This window comes from Stutzerimonas tianxiuensis (assembly GCF_053470365.1).
This window is the reverse complement of the sequence record NZ_JBPVWS010000009.1, coordinates 98,861-119,179: the sequence shown is the minus strand read 5'-3', so window position 1 is coordinate 119,179 and position 20,319 is coordinate 98,861. Positions and strand designations below refer to the sequence as shown.

General features: G+C 61.5%; 17 protein-coding genes. 14 read left to right on the top strand and 3 right to left on the bottom strand.

All coding sequences use genetic code 11. From position 1 onward, the window contains the following. Positions 1–184 precede the first annotated feature (184 nt). The 6 genes from ACSSNI_RS13230 to ACSSNI_RS13205 all read left to right on the top strand — a co-directional run bounded on the left by ACSSNI_RS13230 (position 185) and on the right by ACSSNI_RS13205 (position 8,981). Positions 185–2,281: a molybdopterin oxidoreductase family protein gene (locus ACSSNI_RS13230; RefSeq protein ID WP_200639046.1), complete on the top strand. Its 2,097-nt coding sequence runs from the start codon at positions 185–187 to the stop codon at positions 2,279–2,281. Positions 2,282–2,551: 270 nt separating this feature from the next. After that, positions 2,552–3,661, top strand: coding sequence for an NADH:flavin oxidoreductase/NADH oxidase (locus ACSSNI_RS13225; RefSeq protein ID WP_200639048.1), 1,110 nt, complete (start codon positions 2,552–2,554; stop codon positions 3,659–3,661). A gap of 27 nt (positions 3,662–3,688) precedes the next feature. Then, entirely contained in the window at positions 3,689–4,453 is a 765-nt protein-coding gene (locus tag ACSSNI_RS13220; protein ID WP_148926454.1) for a tellurite resistance TerB family protein, read from the top strand. A 156-nt stretch (positions 4,454–4,609) separates the two neighbouring features. Continuing rightward, positions 4,610–5,705, top strand: a protein-coding gene (prfB, locus tag ACSSNI_RS13215) for a peptide chain release factor 2 (protein ID WP_102835948.1) whose coding sequence is annotated in 2 segments (ribosomal slippage) — positions 4,610–4,681 and positions 4,683–5,705 — 1,095 coding nt in all. Because the reading frame shifts where the segments join, the coding sequence is not laid out codon by codon here. A 195-nt stretch (positions 5,706–5,900) separates the two neighbouring features. Then, entirely contained in the window at positions 5,901–7,403 is a 1,503-nt protein-coding gene (gene lysS / locus ACSSNI_RS13210) for a lysine--tRNA ligase (protein WP_200639050.1), read from the top strand. A 282-nt stretch (positions 7,404–7,685) separates the two neighbouring features. Next, positions 7,686–8,981: a flavohemoglobin expression-modulating QEGLA motif protein gene (locus ACSSNI_RS13205; RefSeq protein WP_200639052.1), complete on the top strand. Its 1,296-nt coding sequence runs from the start codon at positions 7,686–7,688 to the stop codon at positions 8,979–8,981. 59 nt (positions 8,982–9,040) lie between these two features. On the opposite strand, the gene ACSSNI_RS13200 is transcribed toward ACSSNI_RS13205, so the two are convergent. From ACSSNI_RS13200 to dctP, 3 genes are all read right to left on the bottom strand, one after another. Further along, positions 9,041–10,351, bottom strand: a complete 1,311-nt coding sequence (locus ACSSNI_RS13200; RefSeq protein WP_148926450.1) for a TRAP transporter large permease — start codon at positions 10,349–10,351, stop codon at positions 9,041–9,043. Further along, positions 10,348–10,887 (bottom strand): TRAP transporter small permease subunit, encoded by a 540-nt coding sequence (locus ACSSNI_RS13195; protein WP_200639053.1) that lies wholly within the window; start codon positions 10,885–10,887, stop codon positions 10,348–10,350. The genes ACSSNI_RS13200 and ACSSNI_RS13195 overlap by 4 nt, the downstream gene beginning before the upstream one ends. 78 nt (positions 10,888–10,965) lie before the next feature. Then, positions 10,966–12,000 carry a TRAP transporter substrate-binding protein DctP gene (gene dctP, locus ACSSNI_RS13190; RefSeq protein ID WP_102835953.1) on the bottom strand — a complete coding sequence of 345 codons (1,035 nt, stop codon included), beginning with the start codon at positions 11,998–12,000 and terminating at the stop codon, positions 10,966–10,968. 436 nt (positions 12,001–12,436) lie between these two features. On the opposite strand from dctP, the gene ACSSNI_RS13185 reads away from it, so the two are divergent. The 8 genes from ACSSNI_RS13185 to ACSSNI_RS13150 all read left to right on the top strand — a co-directional run bounded on the left by ACSSNI_RS13185 (position 12,437) and on the right by ACSSNI_RS13150 (position 20,318). Then, the gene (locus ACSSNI_RS13185; protein WP_200639054.1) at positions 12,437–12,955 is read left to right on the top strand and encodes a PaaI family thioesterase; all 519 of its coding nucleotides are present in this window, start codon (positions 12,437–12,439) and stop codon (positions 12,953–12,955) included. Beyond that, positions 12,948–14,159 (top strand): acyl-CoA dehydrogenase family protein, encoded by a 1,212-nt coding sequence (locus ACSSNI_RS13180; protein WP_200639055.1) that lies wholly within the window; start codon positions 12,948–12,950, stop codon positions 14,157–14,159. Before ACSSNI_RS13185 ends, ACSSNI_RS13180 begins: the two co-directional genes overlap by 8 nt. A 34-nt stretch (positions 14,160–14,193) precedes the next feature. After that, a complete protein-coding gene (locus tag ACSSNI_RS13175) occupies positions 14,194–14,961 on the top strand; it encodes an SDR family NAD(P)-dependent oxidoreductase (protein WP_200639056.1) in 768 nt (255 codons plus the stop codon). Between the two features lie 10 nt (positions 14,962–14,971). Beyond that, positions 14,972–16,042, top strand: a complete 1,071-nt coding sequence (locus ACSSNI_RS13170) for a phosphotransferase (protein WP_200639057.1) — start codon at positions 14,972–14,974, stop codon at positions 16,040–16,042. Further along, positions 16,039–16,842: a 5'/3'-nucleotidase SurE gene (gene surE, locus ACSSNI_RS13165; RefSeq protein ID WP_200639059.1), complete on the top strand. Its 804-nt coding sequence runs from the start codon at positions 16,039–16,041 to the stop codon at positions 16,840–16,842. The genes ACSSNI_RS13170 and surE overlap by 4 nt, the downstream gene beginning before the upstream one ends. After that, on the top strand, positions 16,842–18,524 hold the full coding sequence (locus ACSSNI_RS13160; RefSeq protein WP_200639061.1) for a long-chain fatty acid--CoA ligase: 1,683 nt from the start codon (positions 16,842–16,844) through the stop codon (positions 18,522–18,524). Before surE ends, ACSSNI_RS13160 begins: the two co-directional genes overlap by 1 nt. Positions 18,525–18,589: 65 nt before the next feature. After that, on the top strand, positions 18,590–19,336 hold the full coding sequence (locus ACSSNI_RS13155) for a class II aldolase/adducin family protein (RefSeq protein ID WP_045425379.1): 747 nt from the start codon (positions 18,590–18,592) through the stop codon (positions 19,334–19,336). 52 nt (positions 19,337–19,388) lie between these two features. Beyond that, positions 19,389–20,318 carry a 2-hydroxyacid dehydrogenase gene (locus tag ACSSNI_RS13150; protein WP_200639063.1) on the top strand — a complete coding sequence of 310 codons (930 nt, stop codon included), beginning with the start codon at positions 19,389–19,391 and terminating at the stop codon, positions 20,316–20,318. Position 20,319: the final 1 nt, after the last annotated feature.

Genomic DNA, 20,319 nt, shown 5'->3' with positions numbered 1-20,319 from the left:
ATTCGCTGCTGCAAGTGGTCGGTTTGCGAACCGCTGGGGCTTCAGGTCCCCATGCCTTCCGCTGACTGCCTGAGCAAGATCGGTCATCTGAATCGCGCGCTATTTGCCTGGGCGTGCATGATTGGCGCAGGCCCGGCTCCGGCCTAGAGTGCTCTGATTACAAGAACAATCTCTGGAGCCCGCGATGAGCGAAACGACCCAGCACCACCGTGCCTGTCACCTGTGCGAGGCCATTTGCGGCCTGACCATCGAAACCCGTGATGAGCAGATCGTATCGATCAAGGGCGACCCTCAGGACAGTTTCAGTCGTGGTCACATCTGCCCCAAGGCCGTCGCGTTGCAAGACATCCAGAACGATCCGGATCGCCTGCGCCACCCGATGCGCCGGGTAGGCAACGAGTGGCAGGCGATTGAGTGGGACGAAGCTTTCGCGTTGGTGGCAGATCGGTTCGCCGAGATTCGCGAGCGTCACGGCAATAATGCGCTGGCGGTCTATCAGGGCAACCCCAGCGTGCACAATTACGGGCTGATGACCCACAGCAACTATTTTCTGGGCCAGCTGAAAACCCGCAATCGCTTTTCAGCCACCTCGGTCGATCAGCTGCCGCATCACCTGACCAGCCTGATGATGTACGGCCACGGTCTGTTGATCCCGATTCCAGACATCGATCACACCGATTTCATGCTGATACTGGGGGGTAATCCGCTGGCATCGAATGGCAGCATCATGACCGTCCCGGATGTGGAAAAACGGCTGAAGGCATTGCAGGCGCGCGGCGGCAAGCTGGTGGTGGTCGACCCGCGTCGCAGCGAAACCGCTGCCATTGCCGATCAGCATCTGTTCGTCCGCCCGGGCGAAGACGCGGCGCTGCTTTTCGGCCTGCTCAATACGCTTTTCGACGAAGACCTGACACGTGCCAGCCATCTCCCCGTGGCGGATCTGGATGAACTCCGAGCGGCGGTGAAGCCTTTCACCGCGGAAGCAATGGGGCCGCGCTGCGGCGTGCCGGCTGTGCAGATTCGGCAACTGGCGCGGGATTTCGCTGCGGCGGACAAAGCGGTCTGCTACGGCCGGATGGGCGTTTCGACCCAGGCGTTCGGTACGCTATGCCAGTGGCTGGTGCAGTCGATCAACCTGGTCACTGGCAACCTGGATCGGGTCGGTGGCGCGCTGTGCACGGAGCCGGCGGTGGATCTCGTGGCAAACACCTCCGGCGGACATTTCAACCGCTGGCAGAGCCGGGTTTCAGGACTGCCGGAATACGGCGGCGAGCTACCGGTTTCAGCGCTGGCCGAGGAGATGCTTACCGAAGGGGACGGGCAGATTCGCGCGCTGGTGACGGTAGCCGGCAATCCGGTGCTTTCCACACCCAACGGGCGCAAGCTGGAGCAGGCGCTCGACGGCCTGGAATTCATGCTCAGCGTGGATTTCTACATCAATGAAACGACCCGCTACGCTGATCTGATCCTGCCGCCGACGGCGCCGTTGGAGCATGATCATTACGACACCACCTTCAACACGTTCGCGGTGCGCAACGTTACCCGCTTCAACGAGCCGGTACTCAGCAAGCCGGCGGGTGCGCTGCATGACTGGGAAATCTTCATCGGCCTGGCCCAGGCGTTCGCGGCGCGCACCGGCGGCGATCTCAAGCCCACCGTCGCGCCAGAACAGATGATCGATCGTGGCCTGCGTGCCGGTCCTTATGGCGAGAAAAGCGAACTGGACTTGAGTCTTTCCCGGCTGCGCGACTATCCGCACGGGCTTGATCTTGGTCCGCTGAAGCCGAATCTGGCCGGGCGACTGAAAACCGAAGGCCGGCGCGTTCAGGCGGCGCCCCCGCTGTTCCTCGGTGATCTGCAGCGTTTTGCTGCGTCGATCGCGGCGCCGTCGGATCAACTGGTACTGATAGGCCGCCGCCATGTGCGCAGCAATAACTCGTGGATGCACAACTACCACCGGCTGGTGAAGGGCAAGCCGCGCCATCAGCTGCTGATGAATCCGGCTGATCTGAGCCGGCTGGGGCTGCTTGACGGTCAGCGCGTGCGGGTACGCTCGCGGGTCGGCATGATCGAAGTTGAAGTGGCTGTCAGCGACGAGATGATGCCCGGTGTGGTCAGCCTGCCGCATGGCTGGGGCCATGGTCGTCCCGGTGCGCAGCTGGAGATTGCCAATCGCCAGCCGGGTGCCAGTGCCAACGACCTCACCGACGAGCGCCAGCTCGATGCCTTGTCGGGAAACGCAGCACTCAATGGCGTACCGGTGGAGGTAGAGGCGGCATAACTGCAGATGCTGGGGATGGCGAGTGGTTTGCCATCCCCCCAAGCTTCCAATATTTCCGAACAAGACCGAGCTGGGATAGTGATCTGCGATTTGCGTGGACGCTCCTTGTACGCAGAAGGTCATGTCGGCGGTCGATCAATGTTGGCCCACCCCGGTGTGCAACACCCGGTCACCGAATTCTCGGTAAACACCATCCAGGCCGAGCAAAGTCACCGAAACAGTCTGTACTGAAGGATGTCCAAAAACGCATCCCCTGCAGTCGAGGTTTCCATGACCCAGCTCTTCCAGCCGCTCACCTTGCGCCAGCTGACCCTGCCCAATCGCATTGCCGTATCGCCCATGTGCCAGTACTCGGCCAAGGCCGGTATGGCCAACGATTGGCATCTGGTGCACCTGGGCAGCCGCGCAGTGGGCGGGGCAGGGCTGGTGATCATCGAGGCGACCGCTATTTCGGCCAATGGACGGATTTCGCCTGAGGATCTGGGGATATGGTCTGACGAACATATCGAGCCGCTTCGGCGAATCACACGCTTCATCGAGGCTCAGGGCTCCGTCGCAGGAATTCAGCTGGCTCATGCCGGCCGCAAGGCCAGCACCTGGCAGCCTTGGCTTGGGCGTCATGGCAGCGTCCCCATCGCTGCCGGAGGCTGGACGCCGGTAGGTCCGTCGACCATTGCCTTCGATCCGGAGCATGCGGTTCCAACCGCACTCGACGAGGCGGGAATTCAGGATGTCATTCAGGCGTTTATTCGCGCTGCCGAGCGGTCACTCGCGGCGGGCTTCAAGATTGCCGAAATACACGCCGCCCACGGCTACTTGCTGCATCAGTTCCTTTCACCGCTGTCCAACCAGCGCCAGGATGCCTATGGCGGCTCGTTTGAAAACCGCATCCGGCTGCTTTTGGAGGTGACCGAGGCGGTACGGGCGGTATGGCCGGAAGAGTTGCCGCTGTTCGTTCGCCTGTCCGCAACCGACTGGGTTCAGGACGGATGGAACTCGGAAGAAACCGTCGAACTGGCGCGCCGGCTGAAGACGCTGGGCGTCGACATGATCGACGTCTCGTCGGGCGGCACGGCGGTCAACGCGGAGATCCCGGTTGGGCCGGGCTACCAAACCCAGTTCGCCGAACAGGTCCGCCGCGAGGCGGGTATCGCCACCGGCACCGTCGGCATGATCACCGAGGCTGTCCAGGCCGAACACATTCTGCGCACCGGCCAGGCCGACCTGATCCTGCTGGCCCGTGAGCTGTTGCGTGATCCGTACTGGCCGCTACATGCCGCCGAAGATCTTCGTGACAGCTCGGTGCCCTGGCCTGCCCAGTATGTGCGTGCGGCCCACCGCAATACGCCGATCCGACAGGTTCCCGATTCACTTGATTAATCCATCACTTCGTATGCAGGTATTTTCATGAAAACCTCCGGTTTGCTCGATCAACTGCTCAAATCCGGGCAGGATCTTCTGCAGAAGCAGCAGGGCTCGGTTACGCGCCCCGGTAATACCAACAGTACTAGCGGCGGCTCGCTCGGCGACATGCTCTCCGGCGCAGGTGGGCCTCTGGGTAGCCTGCTTGGAGGCGCTGGCGGGCGTGGAAAGGGTGCGCTGGCGACCGGCGCGCTCGGCATGTTGCTGGGCAGCCGAAGCGGACGTCGCATGGGTGGCAAGGCTGTCACCTATGGTGGTCTGGCCGCACTCGGCATGCTGGCCTACAAAGCCTATGGCAACTGGCAGGCGCAGCAGGCTCAACAGGGTACCGCAGCAGCTGCGAGCGCACCGCACACTGAGCCGAAGACGGTCGACCGGCTTCCGCCAGACCAGGTTGAAGAGCACAGTCGTGGCATCCTCAAGGCGCTGGTCGCTGCGGCTAAAGCCGACGGTCATGTCGACGATCAGGAACGCAAGATGATCGAGGCCGAGCTGGCCCAGCTCACCGACGATCCTGAATTGCAGCATTGGCTTGAGGCGGAGCTGAACAAGCCGCTCGATCCAGTAGATGTGGCCGCGGCTGCCACTACACCTGAAATGGCTTCGGAGATGTACCTCGCCAGTGTCTTGATGGTCGACGAGGAGCAGTTCATGGAGCGCGCCTACCTGGACGAGCTCGCTCGCCAGCTGAAGCTCGATCCGCAGTTGAAGGCTGAACTGGAAAGCCAGGTGCGCGGCGTTTCCGCCTGACCTCAAATGGGGCGGCGAGCACGCCGCCTTTCCAACGAGCCCTGGTCAATCTGCTTGACATTCGCCGCGCCGACGGTCCCGCGTGGGCTGTCAGTCACGGTCAGCTGCGCTATAATCGCCGGCTTTTCGCAACGTCCGATTGAGAGCTGCCGACCTATGGAAATCAACCCGATCCTCAACAGCATCAAGGACCTGTCCGACCGCACCCAGTCAATTCGGGGGTATCTTTGACTACGATCAGAAGCATGATCGTCTGGTTGAAGTAAACCGCGAACTCGAAGACCCGAACGTCTGGAACAAACCTGAGTACGCCCAGAACCTGGGCCGCGAGCGCGCCACCCTGGCGCAGATCGTCGAAACCATCGACGATCTCGAAGGTGGACTGGCCGACTCCCGCGACCTGCTCGACATGGCTGTCGAAGAAGACGACCAGAGCGCCGTAGACGACGTTGCGGCCGAGCTGGAGCGTCTGCGCGGCATCCTCGAGGGGCTGGAATTCCGCCGCATGTTCAGCGGCGAAATGGACCCGAACAACTGCTACCTGGATATCCAGGCCGGTTCCGGCGGCACCGAGGCGCAGGACTGGGCCAACATTCTCCTGCGCATGTACCTGCGCTGGGCCGACAAGCGCGGTTTCAGTGCCGAGATCGTCGAACTGTCCGAAGGTGAAGTCGCCGGCATCAAGGGCGCTACCGTCCACATCAAGGGCGAATACGCCTTCGGCTGGTTGCGCACCGAGATTGGTGTGCACCGCCTGGTGCGTAAGAGTCCGTTCGACTCTGGCGCCCGCCGCCACACCTCGTTCTCGGCAGTGTTCGTCTCGCCCGAGATCGACGACAGGGTCGAGATCGACATCAATCCGGCCGACCTGCGCATCGACACCTACCGCTCTTCCGGTGCCGGTGGTCAGCACGTCAACACCACCGACTCGGCGGTACGTATTACCCACGTACCAACCAACACGGTGGTGGCCTGCCAGAACGAGCGTTCCCAGCACGCCAACAAGGACACCGCCATGAAAATGCTGCGGGCCCGGTTGTACGAGCAGGAAATGCAGAAGCGCAACGCGGCCTCCCAGGCCCTGGAAGACACCAAGTCCGATATCGGTTGGGGTCATCAGATTCGCTCCTATGTGCTCGACGACTCGCGCATCAAGGATTTACGTACCGGCGTGGAACGTAGCGACTGCCAGAAGGTGCTGGACGGCGACATCGACCAGTACCTCGAAGCCAGTCTGAAGCAAGGGCTTTAACGCGACTGACCTTGGCCAGCGTGGGTGGGCTGAAGCGGAACGCCGCCCGGCTCACCCAACTTGAGTTCCAAGTGTCCAGATGTAGGGTGGGCTTCAGCCCACCAAAATAGGGGCAGGCCACGGTGGGCTGAAGTGAAACGCCTTCCAACACACCCTCCCCGGGATTCATTCATTCGATCCAGGCATTTTTAAACCATGAGCGAACAACCGCTGAACCAGCACGCCATCCACGAGGAAGAAAACAGCCTGATCCTTCAGCGCAAGGAAAAACTGGCTGCTGAACGCGCCAAGGGCGACGTTTTCCCCAATGACTTCCGTCGCGACAGCTACTGCAACGACCTGCAGCTGAAATACGTCGACAAGACCAAGGAAGAGCTGGCAGAAGCGGCGATCCCGGTGAAGGTGGCTGGACGCATCATGCTTAACCGTGGCGCTTTCATGGTGTTGCAGGACATGACCGGGCGTATCCAGGTCTATGTCAACCGCAAGACGTTGCCAGCCGAGACGCTGGAAGCCATCAAGCATTGGGATCTGGGCGACATCATTGCCGCTGAGGGCACGCTGGCGCGTTCCGGTAAGGGCGACCTGTATGTCGAGATGACCGACGTACGGCTACTGACCAAGTCGCTGCGTCCGCTGCCGGACAAGCACCACGGCCTGACCGACACCGAGCAGCGTTATCGCCAGCGCTACGTCGACCTGATCGTCAACGAGGAAACCCGCCACACCTTCCGTGTGCGTTCGCAGGTGATCGGCCACATCCGCAAATTCCTCAACGAGCGCGACTTCCTCGAAGTGGAAACGCCGATGCTGCAGACCATCCCCGGTGGCGCCGCGGCCAAGCCGTTCGAGACCCACCACAACGCGCTGGACCTGCCGATGTTCCTGCGCATCGCCCCTGAGCTGTACCTCAAGCGCCTGGTGGTCGGTGGCTTCGAGCGCGTCTTCGAGATCAACCGCAACTTCCGTAACGAAGGCGTTTCGACCCGGCACAACCCCGAGTTCACCATGCTCGAGTTCTACCAGGCCTACGCTGACTACGAAGACAACATGGATCTGACTGAAGAACTGTTTCGCGAGCTGGCGCAGTTGGTCCTGGGCAGCACCGACGTGCCGTACGGCGACAAGCTGTTCCACTTCGGCGAGCCCTTTGCACGTCTGTCCGTGTTCGACGCGATCCTCAAGTTCAACCCGGAGATCAGCGCTGCCGACCTGCAAGACGTCGACACCGCCCGCGCCATCGCCAAGAAGGCCGGCGCCAAGGTGCTCGGCTTTGAAGGGCTGGGCAAGTTGCAGGTGATGATTTTCGAGGAGCTGGTCGAGCACAAGCTTGAGCAGCCGACGTTCATCACCCGTTATCCGTTCGAAGTCTCGCCGCTGGCGCGTCGTAGCAACGACGATCCGAACGTCACTGATCGCTTCGAGCTGTTCATCGGCGGCCGCGAGATCGCCAACGCCTACTCCGAGTTGAACGATGCCGAGGATCAGGCCGAGCGCTTCCACGCGCAGGTTCGTGACAAGGATGCCGGTGATGATGAAGCCATGCATTTCGATGCCGACTTCGTCCGCGCGCTGGAATACGGCATGCCGCCGACAGCCGGTGAGGGTATCGGCATCGACCGTCTGGTCATGCTGCTGACCAACTCGCCATCGATCCGCGACGTGATCCTGTTCCCGCACATGCGTCCCGAGCTCTGATCAAGGCGCCCAGCCGCCCGGCGCATTGGTCGAGCGGCTGTCCTCCCCACGCTGCGATATGACTGCAGCGGAGGGTAGGCGGGGCATATTGCCGTGGCCATGCCCAGGCTGATGTGCCAAGGCTTGGGTAAGCCAGTTCGCGGTTTCGGCTGGGTACAGATTGCCTGATGCCGGCCGACACACTTCTATACGCCCAGCAGGCAGTTCGCGAACCGGGCCCGGAATGCCACGGTCCGCTGGTGTATAAGTTGAAGGCTATGGCTCATCACTGACGAGGTACGGATGAATACCCGTAACAACCTGGATGAATACCAGCTTACGGTGCGCGGTCTGTCCGAACGTATCGTCGAAGCGCAGACCCCGCTGCGTGTGCTTGATGCGGTGAAATGGGACGACAGCATTCGCCAAGGTTTTTTTGCCGCTGGCGCCCGTGAGCTGCCTCAGGTCGACCGCGCTTACTACGAAGGCCGTCCGCTTGGCTTTAATTCCAGCGCCAAGAAGGAAGAGTTCCAGAACATCGAACGCGACATCACCCGTCAACTGGGCCAATTCAACCCGGTCGGGCAGATCATGCGGCGCATGTGCAAGGAATACCGGATGGTGATCCGCATGCTCGAAGCACGCGGCACCGCCGATTTCGGCCTGATTTCCCAGGAGCTTTACGGCGCTGCTTCTGACGCCTTTCATGCCGGTGATCCGACGCTCGCCGACCTCGGTCTGATGCTGTCCGACTATCTGAACAACATTGCTGACCGCGGCGACCTCAAGGACGAAGCCAAAGTGCTTACCGCACCGCAGGCAGTGGACTTGTTGCAGCGCCGGCTGGATCTGGTGTTTGGCGAGGGTGAAGGCGTGATTCGCGTATTCGAATCTGATGGCATTCTTGCCGATGCCGCCGCCGGCGCTGATTACATCAAGATCCGCAGCGATGCGATGTTCAACGAACGCGACGTACGGGCGCTGGAAGTCCACGAGGGTCTGGTCCATGTCGGCACCACGCTTAACGGGCAGAACCAGCCGATCTGCACCTTCCTGGCCAAAGGCCCGCCGTCCTCAACCGTGACTCAGGAAGGCCTGGCGATCCTGATGGAAGTCATCGCTTTCGCCTCTTACCCGACGCGCCTGCGCAAACTCACCAACCGTACTCGTGCCATCCACATGGCGGAAGAGGGCGCGGATTTTCTCGACGTCTTCGGCTTTTTCCGCGAGCAGGGCTATTCCGACGACGACAGTTACGGCAATGCCAGTCGCGTGTTTCGCGGCTCGTCTCCCGATGGCTTGCCCTTCACCAAGGACCTGTCCTACCTGAAGGGTTTCATCATGATCTACAACTACATCCAGCTGGCGGTGCGTAAGGGCAAGCTGGAACAGATCCCGCTGTTGTTCTGCGGCAAGACCACGCTGGAAGACATGCGCACCCTGCGCCAACTGGTCGAGGAGGGCATGGTGGTGCCGCCGAAGTACCTGCCGCAGCAGTTTCAGGACCTGAATGCGCTGTCTGCCTGGATGTGCTTCTCCAACTTCCTCAACCACCTGAGCCTGGACCGCATCGAAGCGGACTACGCGAACATCATCTGATAGACACGCATGAAAAAGCCGGAGCATCTGCTCCGGCTTTTTTGTTCCCACGCGCTTGATCAGAACAGCGTGTTCGGCAGATAGGTCGCGATCTCGGGGAACAGCATGATGATGCCCATGCCGATGATGTTGACGATCACGAAGGGAATCACTGACCAGTAGATGTCCTTCATGGTGATGCCGGGCGGGACGATGCCTTTCAGGTAGAAGAGGTTGAACCCGAACGGCGGCGTCATGTAACCGATCTCCATGTTGATCACGAACAGCACGCCGAACCAGATCGGATCGAAGCCGAGTGAAGCGACGATCGGCAGGAACACCGGCAGGGTGATCAGCATGATGCCGACGGGATCGAGCAACATGCCCATGACGAAGACGATCGCCATCATGACGATGATGATTGCCCAACGGCCGCCGGGCAGGTCCATCATCAGGCCCTCGATCAGCGACTGCGCCCCCATGCCCTGGTAAGCCGAGCTGAACGCGTGAGCCGCGAACAGGATCCAGGCGATCATGCCGGTCAGCTTGAAGGTGCGGATAGCGGCTTCCTGCAGGACAGGCCAGTTCAGCTTGCGATAGACGGCGGCGGAGATCAGTGCACCGAACACGCCCATGGCGGCCGCCTCGGTCGGGGTCGTCAAACCACCGATGATGGATCCGAGCACCATCACCACGATGCCGATGGGCAGCAGCACGGCACGCACCGCACGCAGCTTTTCGGCCCAACTGCCTCGCTCTTCCTTGGGTAGTGCAGGTGCCAGATGAGGTTGCAGGAACGAGCGCACCAGCACGTAGGTGACCGTCAGCCCAACCAGCAACAGGCCCGGCAGGACGCCGGCGGCGAACATCTTGCCGACCGACTGACCGCTGATCATCGCGTAGAGAATCATCATGATGCTCGGCGGAATCAGAATGCCCCAACCGCCACCGGTGTTGATGCAGCCGAGCACCATGCGCTTGTCATAGCCGCGTTCGAGCATGGCCGGCAGGGCAATGGTACCCATCGCCACGACCGCCGCGCCGCTGATGCCGACCATGGCGCCGAACACCGCACAGATCCCCAGCGTGCCGATCGCCAGCCCGCCACGCATGCCGCCGCACCACAGGTGCATCATGCGGTAGAGGTCGCGCGCCACCCCGGTTCGTTCGAGCAGCATGGCCATGAACACGAACAGCGGGATGGCCACCAGGGTGAAGCTTTCCATGGTGCCCCACATCTGCGAAGCGACCATGTAGAAGGCGTCAACGCCCCAGGTGAAATAGAGAAACAGCACCGAGACACCGCCCAGCACGAAGGCCAGCGGCAGTCCGAGTACAAGAAAGAAGACCAGCGTCAGGAAGAACAGCAACGTGGTGATTTCGATGCTCATGGCGCATCCCCCGCGTGGCGGGTATCGATGACCGATTCACGGCCAAGCGCAATGAGGATGTCCTGCAACAGCTTGGCAATACCCTGCAGCAACAACAGCAAGGTGCCGAGTGGAATCATCGCCTTGATCGGCCAGATCGGAGGATTCCAGGCGGAGTAGGAGGTTTCCATGCCTTGAACCGACTCCCAGGCCATGGAGCTGCCGAAATACAGCAGCGCGGCCATAAACAGGAAAAACATGCTGGAGGTGAAGATGTCGACCGAGGCGCGTGTGCGGGGGCTGAACGAGGCGTAGAGCAGGTCGACGTTGACGTGGTCGTGGTGCGCCATTACGTAGCCGCCGGATAGCACCACATAAGCGCCGAACAGCATCTGCCCGAATTCGTTGGTCCAGGAGGTCGGGTTCGAGAACAGGTAGCGCATGAACACTTCGAGCAGCAGCAGCGCGAAGATAATAAAGATTAGGTAGGCCACCCAGCGGCCGATGAATTCGTTGAGCCGGGTGATGCCGTTGATGTAGGCATGGATCAGGCGCATGACGGGCCCCACAAGCAAGGATTGAGCGAATCGCACTCCCGACGCGTGACCGCGTCGGGAGTGGGTCAGGCGAGGGGGTTACTGGTAACCGAGGTCACTGAGGAAGGTCTTGAGCTTTTGCAAGGCTTCAGCCGACTTGTCGCTACGCTTGCCTTCTTCTTCCCAGGTCTTTTTCGCGACTTCACGAAGCCGCGCCTGGACGTCATCCGGCAGTACGTTGACCTTCACGCCCTGTTCCTTGATGGCCTTCTGCAAGGCGATCTGTTCCTGATACAGGTACTCGTTGGTGCGATACCAGAACTGCTCATCGAGGATCTGTTTGACGATCTCCTGGTCGCGCTCGGACAGCTTGTCCAGCGCCTTCTGGCTGATGATGATCACATCGGTGCCGGCGATGTTCAGTGCGGGTCGCACATGATTCTTCGCCACTTCGTAGAAGCTCATGCTGGCGGCACCCTGGACCGCGCCCCAGTGGGCACCATCAACCACGCCAGTATCGAGCGCTGGGTAGAGCTCGCCACCAGGCAGATAGGTGGTAGAGGCGCCAGCCTCGTCGAGAAACTTCTGCAGCGCACCGGATGAGCGGATCTTCAGCTTGGTGAAGTCTTCCCAGCTGTTGATTGGCTTCTTCACCACCATCTCGGTTGGGTAGACCTTATCGGTCGACCAGTAGACGCCGTGTTGCGCGGCTTCTTCACGGAGCATGTCTTCGAAGCCCATCTGCTTATGGAAGTAGGCAGCCTCCCAGACATTCTGGAAGGCGAAGGGCAGGCCGGAAGCGATACCGGCGAGGGTCATCTTGTCCTGCGCGTAGCCGGGAGAGATGGTGCCCATCTGGACGATGCCGCGGCTGACGGCATTGAAGGTTTCTTGCGGTTTGAACAGCGCGCCGGATTCGAACAACTGCAACTGCAGCCGCCCGTCGGTGCGCCGCTCGATTTCATTCTTGAGTCTGACAAGGCTGTCTTGGTAGGAGCTGCTGGCGCTCGGCCAATGCGATTGCACGCGCCATTTGGTGACGTCCTGTGCGGCAGCCATCTGCGGAGCCATGGCGGAGACCGCCATCGCTAACAAACCGGCGGGAACGAGTAGCTTTTTGAGCATGGATTTCATAACGCGTCCTCTTGTTGTAATTGTCTGGCTGAGGCCATCTTTGTATCACGTGCGTCGCATGCTTGTTTCGCACAGCAGAACTGACTTTTGCAAAGCTGCTCGAAAGCTAACATAGCGCGGAGCTTTTTCAAGCGCTAGCAGAAGGCTATCGCTGCCTTTCTCGATAACAGGTCCGGTGTGCAGCGACTGATTGATCGTGGTCTGTCCAGTAAAGGTTGAGCTTAGACGGTTCTGTTTGTGGGGCATCATAATTCTGCCTGATGGAACTGGATTCCGAATTGACTCAGCGTTTTCTGCATGCCAGCTTCGAAAAGAAGAGGACTCCCCCACAAAAACAATCGAGAGGACTCGTCATGCGCCTCGATGCAAGAGACACCCAGACGCAAGGTCCAGGCTCCGGTTCTGCAGCTGCTGGCAGCTATGCGGTAGTGACACGATGAATGGGCAGGAAACGGAGCCGCCGGTCGATGACAGCCGGACCAATCATTTGCCCATCAGTGGAGGCAGCGACCTGCCTGGCTTTCATCAGGTGCTTGGCTATCGTCAGGTGTCCTGGACCGAAGACGAAGCCGTGATCGAGCTCGATGTGCAGGCCTGTCATCTGAATATGGCCGGCGTGCTTCATGGCGGCGTGATGACTGCGCTGCTGGATGTGGTGCTCGCGGAGGCTGGCACCTATTGCCCTTATCCGGGACGCGTTCGCAAGGCCATCACCCTAGTGCTCAACACCACCTTCACCGGCCAATGCTCGGGCGGTGTGATACGCGCCATTGGTCGGCGACGGGCCGGTGGGACACGCATTTTCAATAGCTCGGGTGAGGTGCGCGACGCGGACGATCGCCTGCTGGCGATTGGCGAGGCGACCTTCCGGCTACGCTCTGGCAGCGAACAGGCGCAAGGCGTGCCTGTGGATTTCCTCGTGCCCAACAACAAGAAGGAAGACGGCGATGTATGAACTGACCGGCAAGGCGCTGGAACTCCAGCAGCAACTCACGGCGTTCATGGATGAACATATCTACCCGAACGAACACGTCTTTCACGAGCAGGTCGCCACCGCCAGCAACCGCTGGGCACCACCGCCGATCCTCGAGGAATTGAAGCTCAAGGCCCGAGCGCAAGGTTTGTGGAATCTGTTCCTGCCGGAAAGCGAACACGGCGCCGGACTGACCAATTTCGAGTATGCGCATCTCTGCGAAATCATGGGCCGCTCCCATGTTGCCGCCGAGGTGTTCAACTGCTCAGCGCCGGATACCGGCAACATGGAAGTCCTGGCGCGCTACGGCACGCCAGAGCAGCAGGAACAGTGGCTCAAGCCGTTGCTCAATGGCGAGATTCGCTCCTGCTTCTCCATGACCGAGCCCGAGGTTGCGTCATCCGACGCGACCAATATCGCCTGCGAGATTCGTCGCGAAGGCGACGAGTATGTGATCAACGGGCAGAAGTGGTGGTCGTCGGGCGCAATGACTACCACCTGCAAGATCGCCATCGTCATGGGCAAGACCAATCCCTCGGCCGAGCGGCATCGGCAACAGTCGATGATCCTCGTGCCGCTGGATACGCCTGGCGTCGAGATTGTTCGCGCGCTCCACGTGTTCGGTTACGACCATGCGCCTCATGGCCATGCCGAGATCCATTACAACAACGTCCGCGTGCCTGCCAGCAACATGCTGCTCGGCGAGGGCCGCGGCTTCGAGATCGCCCAGGGGCGGCTCGGCCCAGGGCGCATTCACCATTGCATGCGCACCATCGGCGTGGCTGAGCGGGCCTTGCAAGCCATGTGCGAGCGGGTGCATTCGCGTGTTGCGTTTGGCAAGCCGCTGGCTGACTTCGATTCGATCCGCAAGGACATCGCCCGGTCCCGTATCGAGATCGAGCAGACCCGCCTGCTGACGCTGAAGGCGGCACGCATGATGGACACCGTTGGCAACAAGGTGGCACGTCAGGAGATCGCGATGATCAAGGCCGCCGCACCGAGCATGGCGCTGCGGGTGCTGGACCGCGCGATTCAGGTCCATGGCGCCAAGGGTGTCAGCCAGGACAGCTTCCTGGCGGCAGCCTGGGCGCACCAACGTACCCTGCGGCTGGCCGACGGCCCGGACGAGGTGCATCTGGACACCATCGCCAAGCTGGAACTGAAGAACTACGCCAGCAAGCGCTGAGCCTCCACCAAAACAACAAGAAGGATGCCGTCCGATGACCAATCCCTTATTCGACCTGTCTGGAAAGGTGGCGCTGATCACGGGTTCCACTCGCGGTATCGGTCGCTCCATTGCCGAAGAAATGGCCCGTTGCGGCGCGCGGGTGGTGATTTCTAGCCGCAAGGCCGACGCCTGCGAGGCCGTTGCTGCCGAGCTGAACGCGGCTGGCTTCGAGGCCATCGCCGTGCCCTGCCACGTGGGGCGCAAGGAAGACCTGCAACGGCTGGTCGACACCACTTTGCAGACCTGGGGGCGCATCGACGTGCTGGTCTGCAACGCGGCTACCAACCCGGTTTACGGTCCCACCAGCGAGCTGACCGACGACGCCTGGGACAAGATCATGGACACCAACGTCAAGGGCACCTTCTGGCTGTCCAACATGGTGCTGCCGCAAATGGCCGAGCGTGGCGAAGGCGCGGTCATCATGCTTTCCAGCATTGCGGGATTGCGCGGCAACACCGTGATCGGCACCTACGGCGTATCCAAAGCAGCCGAAGCGGCACTGGCGCGTAACCTGGCGGCGGAGTGGGGGCCAAAGGGCATCCGCGTCAACGCCATCGCGCCGGGGCTGGTGCGTACCGATTTCGCCAAGGCATTGCTCGATGATCCTGAGCGGGTTCGCCGCGCCGCCGAAAAGACACCGCTGCGCCGTATCGGTGAGCCGGTGGACATCGCCGGTCTCGCGGTCTTCCTGGCAGTGCCCGCCAGTGCCTATATCACTGGCCAGGTGATCGTCGCCGATGGTGGCGAAACCGCATGTTGAGGACCCGTCGATGAACGAACCCGAGCTGATCGACGTTCTGCCTGCGCATCGATTCGACGAGGCGGCCCTGGCTCGATACCTGCGCGAGCATCTGCCGCAGATGGGTGACGATCTGCTGGTCCATCAGTTTCAAGGCGGCCAGTCCAACCCCACCTACCTTCTGGAAAGCGCCGGGCGCCGTTACGTGCTGCGCAAGAAACCGCCGGGCAAGGTGCTGCCCTCGGCGCACATGGTCGAACGCGAGTACAAGGTGATCCGTGCGCTCTCCGAACACAGCAGCGTGCCGGTGCCCTCGGTGTACCTGCTGTGCGAAGACGAAAGCATCATAGGCACCGCGTTCTACGTAATGGACCACATTGAAGGACGAATCTTTAGTCACCCGGCCCTGGACGAATTGCCGGTCGCCGAACGCCAATCGATCCACCTGGCCGCTATCGATACGCTGGCCGCGCTGCATCAGGTCGACGTTGAAGCGTCGGGGTTGAGCGATTTCGGCAAGGCTCAGGGCTATTTCGCCCGTCAGGTGAAACGTTGGTCCGGTCAGTATCAGGCGTCTCGCACCGGCGACATGCCGGCGATGGAACATCTGATGCAATGGCTGCCGGAGCAGGTCCCGCAGCATGACGAATGCGCCATTGCCCACGGTGACTACCGCCTCGGCAATCTGATCTTCGCGCCGGGCGAGGCGAAGGTCGGGGCGATTCTGGATTGGGAGCTGTCCACCGTCGGCCATCCGCTGGCGGACCTGGCCTACTTCTGCCTGCCGTATCACCTGCCAGCCGGCGTCGACGGTTTGCGTGGTCTGATCGGCATCGATCTGCAGGCGCAGGGTATTCCGTCCGAGCACGAGGTGCTGCAACGGTATTGCCTGAAGAGCGGGCGTGATGGCATCGACGACTGGCATGTGTTCGTGGCGTTTTCACTGTTCCGGCTCGCGGCGATTCTGCAGGGCGTGTACGCGCGAGCCCTGCAGGGCAATGCCAGCAATGCCGATGCGTTGCAGGTTGGCCAGCGTGCCGGTCTCTTGGCTGAGGCGGGCTGGCGGATCGCCCAGCGTGGCAACAGCGGGGTGGTGGCATGAGCAAACCATTATTACGGCGCGTTCTTCTGACCAATGACGACGGTATCGCCGCGCCGGGGTTGGCACTGCTCGAGCGAATTGCCGCGCAACTGGCCGAGGAAGTCTGGGTGGTCGCACCCGAGCACGACCAGAGTGGTACGGGTCAGGGCATTTCGGTGCATGCGCCGTTGCGGGTATACCACCACGGTGAACGCCGCTTCGCCGTCTCCGGCACGCCGTCGGACTGCGTCATGTTCGCCATGGCCGAATGGCTGCAGGACGCGCCGCCTGACCTGGTGCTGTCCGGCGTCAACAGTGGGGCGAACATCGGCGACTCGGTGCCTTATTCCGGAACCCTTGGGGCGGTGCTCAGTGCTGATCTGCTGGGCGTGCCGGCTATCGGTCTGAGCCAGGCCTTCCTTGATCGAACCGCCATCGACTGGTCAGGCGTCGAGCGCTACGCCGCGGCCACCATCCGTGCGCTGTGGGCACGTCGCGATGAGAACGGCTGCTGCTGGAATGTGAATTTCCCGGCGTGCTCGGCTGATCTTGTCAGCCATCTGCGAATGACCCGTCAGTCCCATGGCTCGATCACCCGGCCGCGTTTGCAGGCGGGCCATGACGGGCGAGGCCTGCCGTACTGGTGGCTTGGCTTCGAGCACTCATCGGCTCACCTCACGGACCCCGAACTCGACGTCGCAGCGCTGCGCGAGAAGCGCATCGCCATCACCCCGCTGCGCGAAACCCGTGCCTGGCTCGAATGGGGCGAAGAGTGGGCTGTGGCCGATCTGGCCAACAATTGCGATTCAGGAGTTCTGTAATGTTCACTCGTCATCATGTGGTCTGGCCTGACGATCTGCCCAAGCACCTGAGCGTGCCGGAAACCAGCCTGTTCACCAATCTCGAGATCTCGGCGCGGCGTTTTCCCGACAAGCCAGCCATCGTCTATTACGACACCCTGATAACCTATACCGAACTCCTGCGCGAGGTGGAGGCGCTGGCCGGTTACCTTCAGCATTTGGGCGTGGAAAAAGGCGATCGGGTACTGCTGTACATGCAGAACTCCCCGCAATTTACCATCGCCTATTACGCGATTCTGCGCGCCGATGCCGTGGTGATCCCGGTCAATCCGATGAACCACAGCGCCGAGCTGGAGCATTATCTGCACGACACCGGCGCCTCCGTGTGCCTCTGTGGGCAGGAGCTGACCGGCTTCATTGCTCCGCTGGTCGGAACCGCGAATTTAAGGCATGTCGTGGTTGCCGCGTATTCGGATTACGTGCGAGTGCCCACCGACCTGGCGCTGCCGGCTGAAGTGCAGGCTGCGGCGGTCACCCCGAGTTTCACGGGGGGCATCGGCTGGCGTGATGCCCTCAACGCAGGCTGCAGACCCGGCCCGCACACGGCCGGCCCGGACGATCTCTGCGTGTTCCCCTACAGCTCCGGCACCACCGGCGCGCCCAAGGGCTGCATGCACACCCACCGTTCGGCGATGGCGACCATCATTCATCGGGTGGTCTGGACCAACAGCACCAGCGAATCGGTGATCCTCGCAACCCTGCCGTATTTCCATGTGACCGGCATGCAGGGCGCCATGAGCGGGCCGATCTACAACGGCGGCACTGCCGTGATCATGACCCGCTGGGACCGCAAGGTTGCCGCGCAGCTGATCGAGCGCCACCAGGTGACCGGTTGGGTCAACATCGCCACCATGGCCATCGACTTTCTCTCCGATCCGGATCTCGAGCGCTACGACCTGTCCAGTCTGGTCAGCGTCGGTGGCGGTGGCGCGGCGATGCCCAAAGCGGTGGAAGAAAAGCTGCATCGACTGACCGGCCTCCGCTACATCGAAGGCTATGGGCTTTCCGAGACCATCGCCGCTACCCACATCAACCCGGTGCCGCGACCCAAGGCGCAGTGCCTCGGGATTCCGGTGTTCGACGTCGACAGCCGGGTCATCGACCTGAACACCGGGCAGGAGCTTGGCCCGGATGAAGTGGGCGAAATCGTCAGCCGCGGGCCGCAACTGTTCCAGGGCTACTGGAACCGCCCGGAAGAGACCGAACGCGCCTTCATCGAACTGGACGGCCACCGATTTTTCCGCACCGGCGACATGGGCTACTACGATGAAGAGGGCTATTTCTTCCTGGTCGATCGCGTCAAGCGGATGATCAATGCCTCCGGATTCAAGGTCTGGCCGTCGGAAGTGGAAAGCCTGATGTACCGCCACCCCGCCATTCAGGAGTGCTGCGTCATTTCGCGGCCCGACCCCAAGCGCGGCGAGACGGTGAAGGCGTGCATTGTGCTGCGTGAGGGCCAGGCCGGACAGGTCAGCGAGCAGGACATCATCGACTGGTGCAAGGCCGAGATGGCCGCCTACAAGGCACCGGTCTACGTGGAGTTCGTCAGCTCGTTGCCTCGCTCCTCCACTGGCAAGCTGATGTGGCGTGCGCTGCAGGAAGAAGAAAACCGCAAACACGCCGTCGGCGCTGAACAGGCCTGAGGGGTGACAAGCAATTGCAAGGGCCCGCGCCGGCTGGCGCCTTCCAAATCAACGGAGCAGATGCGATGCAAGATTCAACCGCTACGAATCGGGAAGCTGAATGGCAGGTGCGCAAGGACTTGGCTGCCGCCTATCGACTGGTCGCGCACTTCGGTTGGGATGATCTGGTGTTCACCCATCTCTCCGCCCGCGTGCCGGGGCCAGAACATCATTTCCTGATCAACCCGTACGGGCTGTTGTTCCAGGAGATCACCGCCTCGTCGTTGGTGAAGGTGGATCAGGAAGGGCAAATTGTTCAGAGCGGCAGCCTGCATCGGGTCAACCCGGCCGGCTTCACCATCCACAGCGCCGTGCACATGGGGCGTGAGGACGCCGGGGCGGTGATGCATCTTCACGCCGCCGACGGTGTGGCAGTCTCGGCGCATCGCGATGGACTGCTGCCGCTAAGCCAGACCGCGATGCTCTGCCTCGATCACCTCTGCTATCACGAATACGAAGGCGTGGCGTTGGACTTGAGCGAACGCGAGCGGCTGATCCGCGACCTCGGCGACAAGCGCATGATGATGCTGCGCAACCACGGCGTGCTGACGGCGGGCGGCACCGTCGCCGAAGCCTTCACCTACCTCTACTTCCTGATGAAGGCCTGCGAGATTCAGGTGCGCGCTCAGGCCTGTGGCCCGACCCATATGCCGTCAGCGGCAGCCATCGAGACGACGCGCCAGCAATCGGCTGAGCTGGGCAGCGCCGCCAAGCTGACCTGGCCTGCGTTGTTGCGCCTGCTGGAAGCCAATGGGCATGTCTATGCGATATAGCAGTACGCTTTGCGCGTTGCAGATGTCTTCCAAGGAATAAAACTGAGTGACCATGAAAATCCTCTTCGTCGCCGCCGATCCCAAACCCGAGCGCTGGACCAGCCTGATTCAGCAACAGTTGCCAGACGCCGATATCCAGGTCTGGCAGCCGGACAGTCCGAGTTGCGGTGCGGATTACGCCATCGTCTGGCATCCACCGGCGGCGCTGTTCGATAAAGAGCCGCGGCTGAAGGCCGTGTTCAACCTCGGCGCCGGCGTGGATGCGCTGGTACGCATACCGAATCTGCCGCGCGACATTCCGATTGTTCGCCTCGAAGACGCGGGCATGGCGGTGCAAATGGCTGAATACGTGGCCTATCATGTGATCGGCATCAGCCGCGACATGGACGCCTATCGTGAACAGCAGGCGGCCGGTCAGTGGAAGCTGCGGCGGCCCATCGAACGCAGCGAGTGGCCGGTTGGCGTGCTCGGGCTTGGGCATATCGGCCAGCGTGTCGCCAAAACGCTGGCGACGCTGGAGTACCCCGTTATGGGATGGTCGCGCTCCGAGCACCGCCTTGACGGCGTGCGCTGCTTTGCTGGCGAGGCAGGGTTGAATGATTTTCTTGGCGAAACGCGCGTGCTGGTCAATACGCTGCCCTTGACCGACAGCACCCGCGATCTGATCGACTACTCGCTGCTGTCACGGCTGCGGCTTGACGCGGTAGTCGTAAACGTGGGCCGCGGCGAGCATCTGGTCGATGAGGATCTCTGCCGTGCCATCGAAGAGGGCAAGGTGACTCGCGCAGTGCTGGACGTGTTCCGTGAGGAACCGCTGCCGTCTTCGCATCCGTTCTGGCAGATGCCGCAGGTGTCGCTCACCCCGCATGTTTCCGCGCGAACGCTGCGCGAGGCGACCATCGTTCAGATCGCCGAGAAGATCGTCGCGCTGGAAGACGGCCGGACCATTAGCGGCGTGATTGATATCCAGCGCGGTTATTGAT

What these genes read in the sequence shown, in the direction of transcription:
- ACSSNI_RS13230 (WP_200639046.1), top strand. Translation starts at nt 185, where the DNA reads ATGAGCGAAACGACCCAGCACCACCGTGCCTGTCACCTGTGCGAGGCC.
- ACSSNI_RS13225 (WP_200639048.1), top strand. Translation starts at nt 2,552, where the DNA reads ATGACCCAGCTCTTCCAGCCGCTCACCTTGCGCCAGCTGACCCTGCCC.
- ACSSNI_RS13220 (WP_148926454.1), top strand. Translation starts at nt 3,689, where the DNA reads ATGAAAACCTCCGGTTTGCTCGATCAACTGCTCAAATCCGGGCAGGAT.
- lysS (WP_200639050.1), top strand. Translation starts at nt 5,901, where the DNA reads ATGAGCGAACAACCGCTGAACCAGCACGCCATCCACGAGGAAGAAAAC.
- ACSSNI_RS13205 (WP_200639052.1), top strand. Translation starts at nt 7,686, where the DNA reads ATGAATACCCGTAACAACCTGGATGAATACCAGCTTACGGTGCGCGGT.
- ACSSNI_RS13200 (WP_148926450.1), bottom strand. Translation starts at nt 10,351, where the DNA reads ATGAGCATCGAAATCACCACGTTGCTGTTCTTCCTGACGCTGGTCTTC.
- ACSSNI_RS13195 (WP_200639053.1), bottom strand. Translation starts at nt 10,887, where the DNA reads ATGCGCCTGATCCATGCCTACATCAACGGCATCACCCGGCTCAACGAA.
- dctP (WP_102835953.1), bottom strand. Translation starts at nt 12,000, where the DNA reads ATGAAATCCATGCTCAAAAAGCTACTCGTTCCCGCCGGTTTGTTAGCG.
- ACSSNI_RS13185 (WP_200639054.1), top strand. Translation starts at nt 12,437, where the DNA reads ATGAATGGGCAGGAAACGGAGCCGCCGGTCGATGACAGCCGGACCAAT.
- ACSSNI_RS13180 (WP_200639055.1), top strand. Translation starts at nt 12,948, where the DNA reads ATGTATGAACTGACCGGCAAGGCGCTGGAACTCCAGCAGCAACTCACG.
- ACSSNI_RS13175 (WP_200639056.1), top strand. Translation starts at nt 14,194, where the DNA reads ATGACCAATCCCTTATTCGACCTGTCTGGAAAGGTGGCGCTGATCACG.
- ACSSNI_RS13170 (WP_200639057.1), top strand. Translation starts at nt 14,972, where the DNA reads ATGAACGAACCCGAGCTGATCGACGTTCTGCCTGCGCATCGATTCGAC.
- surE (WP_200639059.1), top strand. Translation starts at nt 16,039, where the DNA reads ATGAGCAAACCATTATTACGGCGCGTTCTTCTGACCAATGACGACGGT.
- ACSSNI_RS13160 (WP_200639061.1), top strand. Translation starts at nt 16,842, where the DNA reads ATGTTCACTCGTCATCATGTGGTCTGGCCTGACGATCTGCCCAAGCAC.
- ACSSNI_RS13155 (WP_045425379.1), top strand. Translation starts at nt 18,590, where the DNA reads ATGCAAGATTCAACCGCTACGAATCGGGAAGCTGAATGGCAGGTGCGC.
- ACSSNI_RS13150 (WP_200639063.1), top strand. Translation starts at nt 19,389, where the DNA reads ATGAAAATCCTCTTCGTCGCCGCCGATCCCAAACCCGAGCGCTGGACC.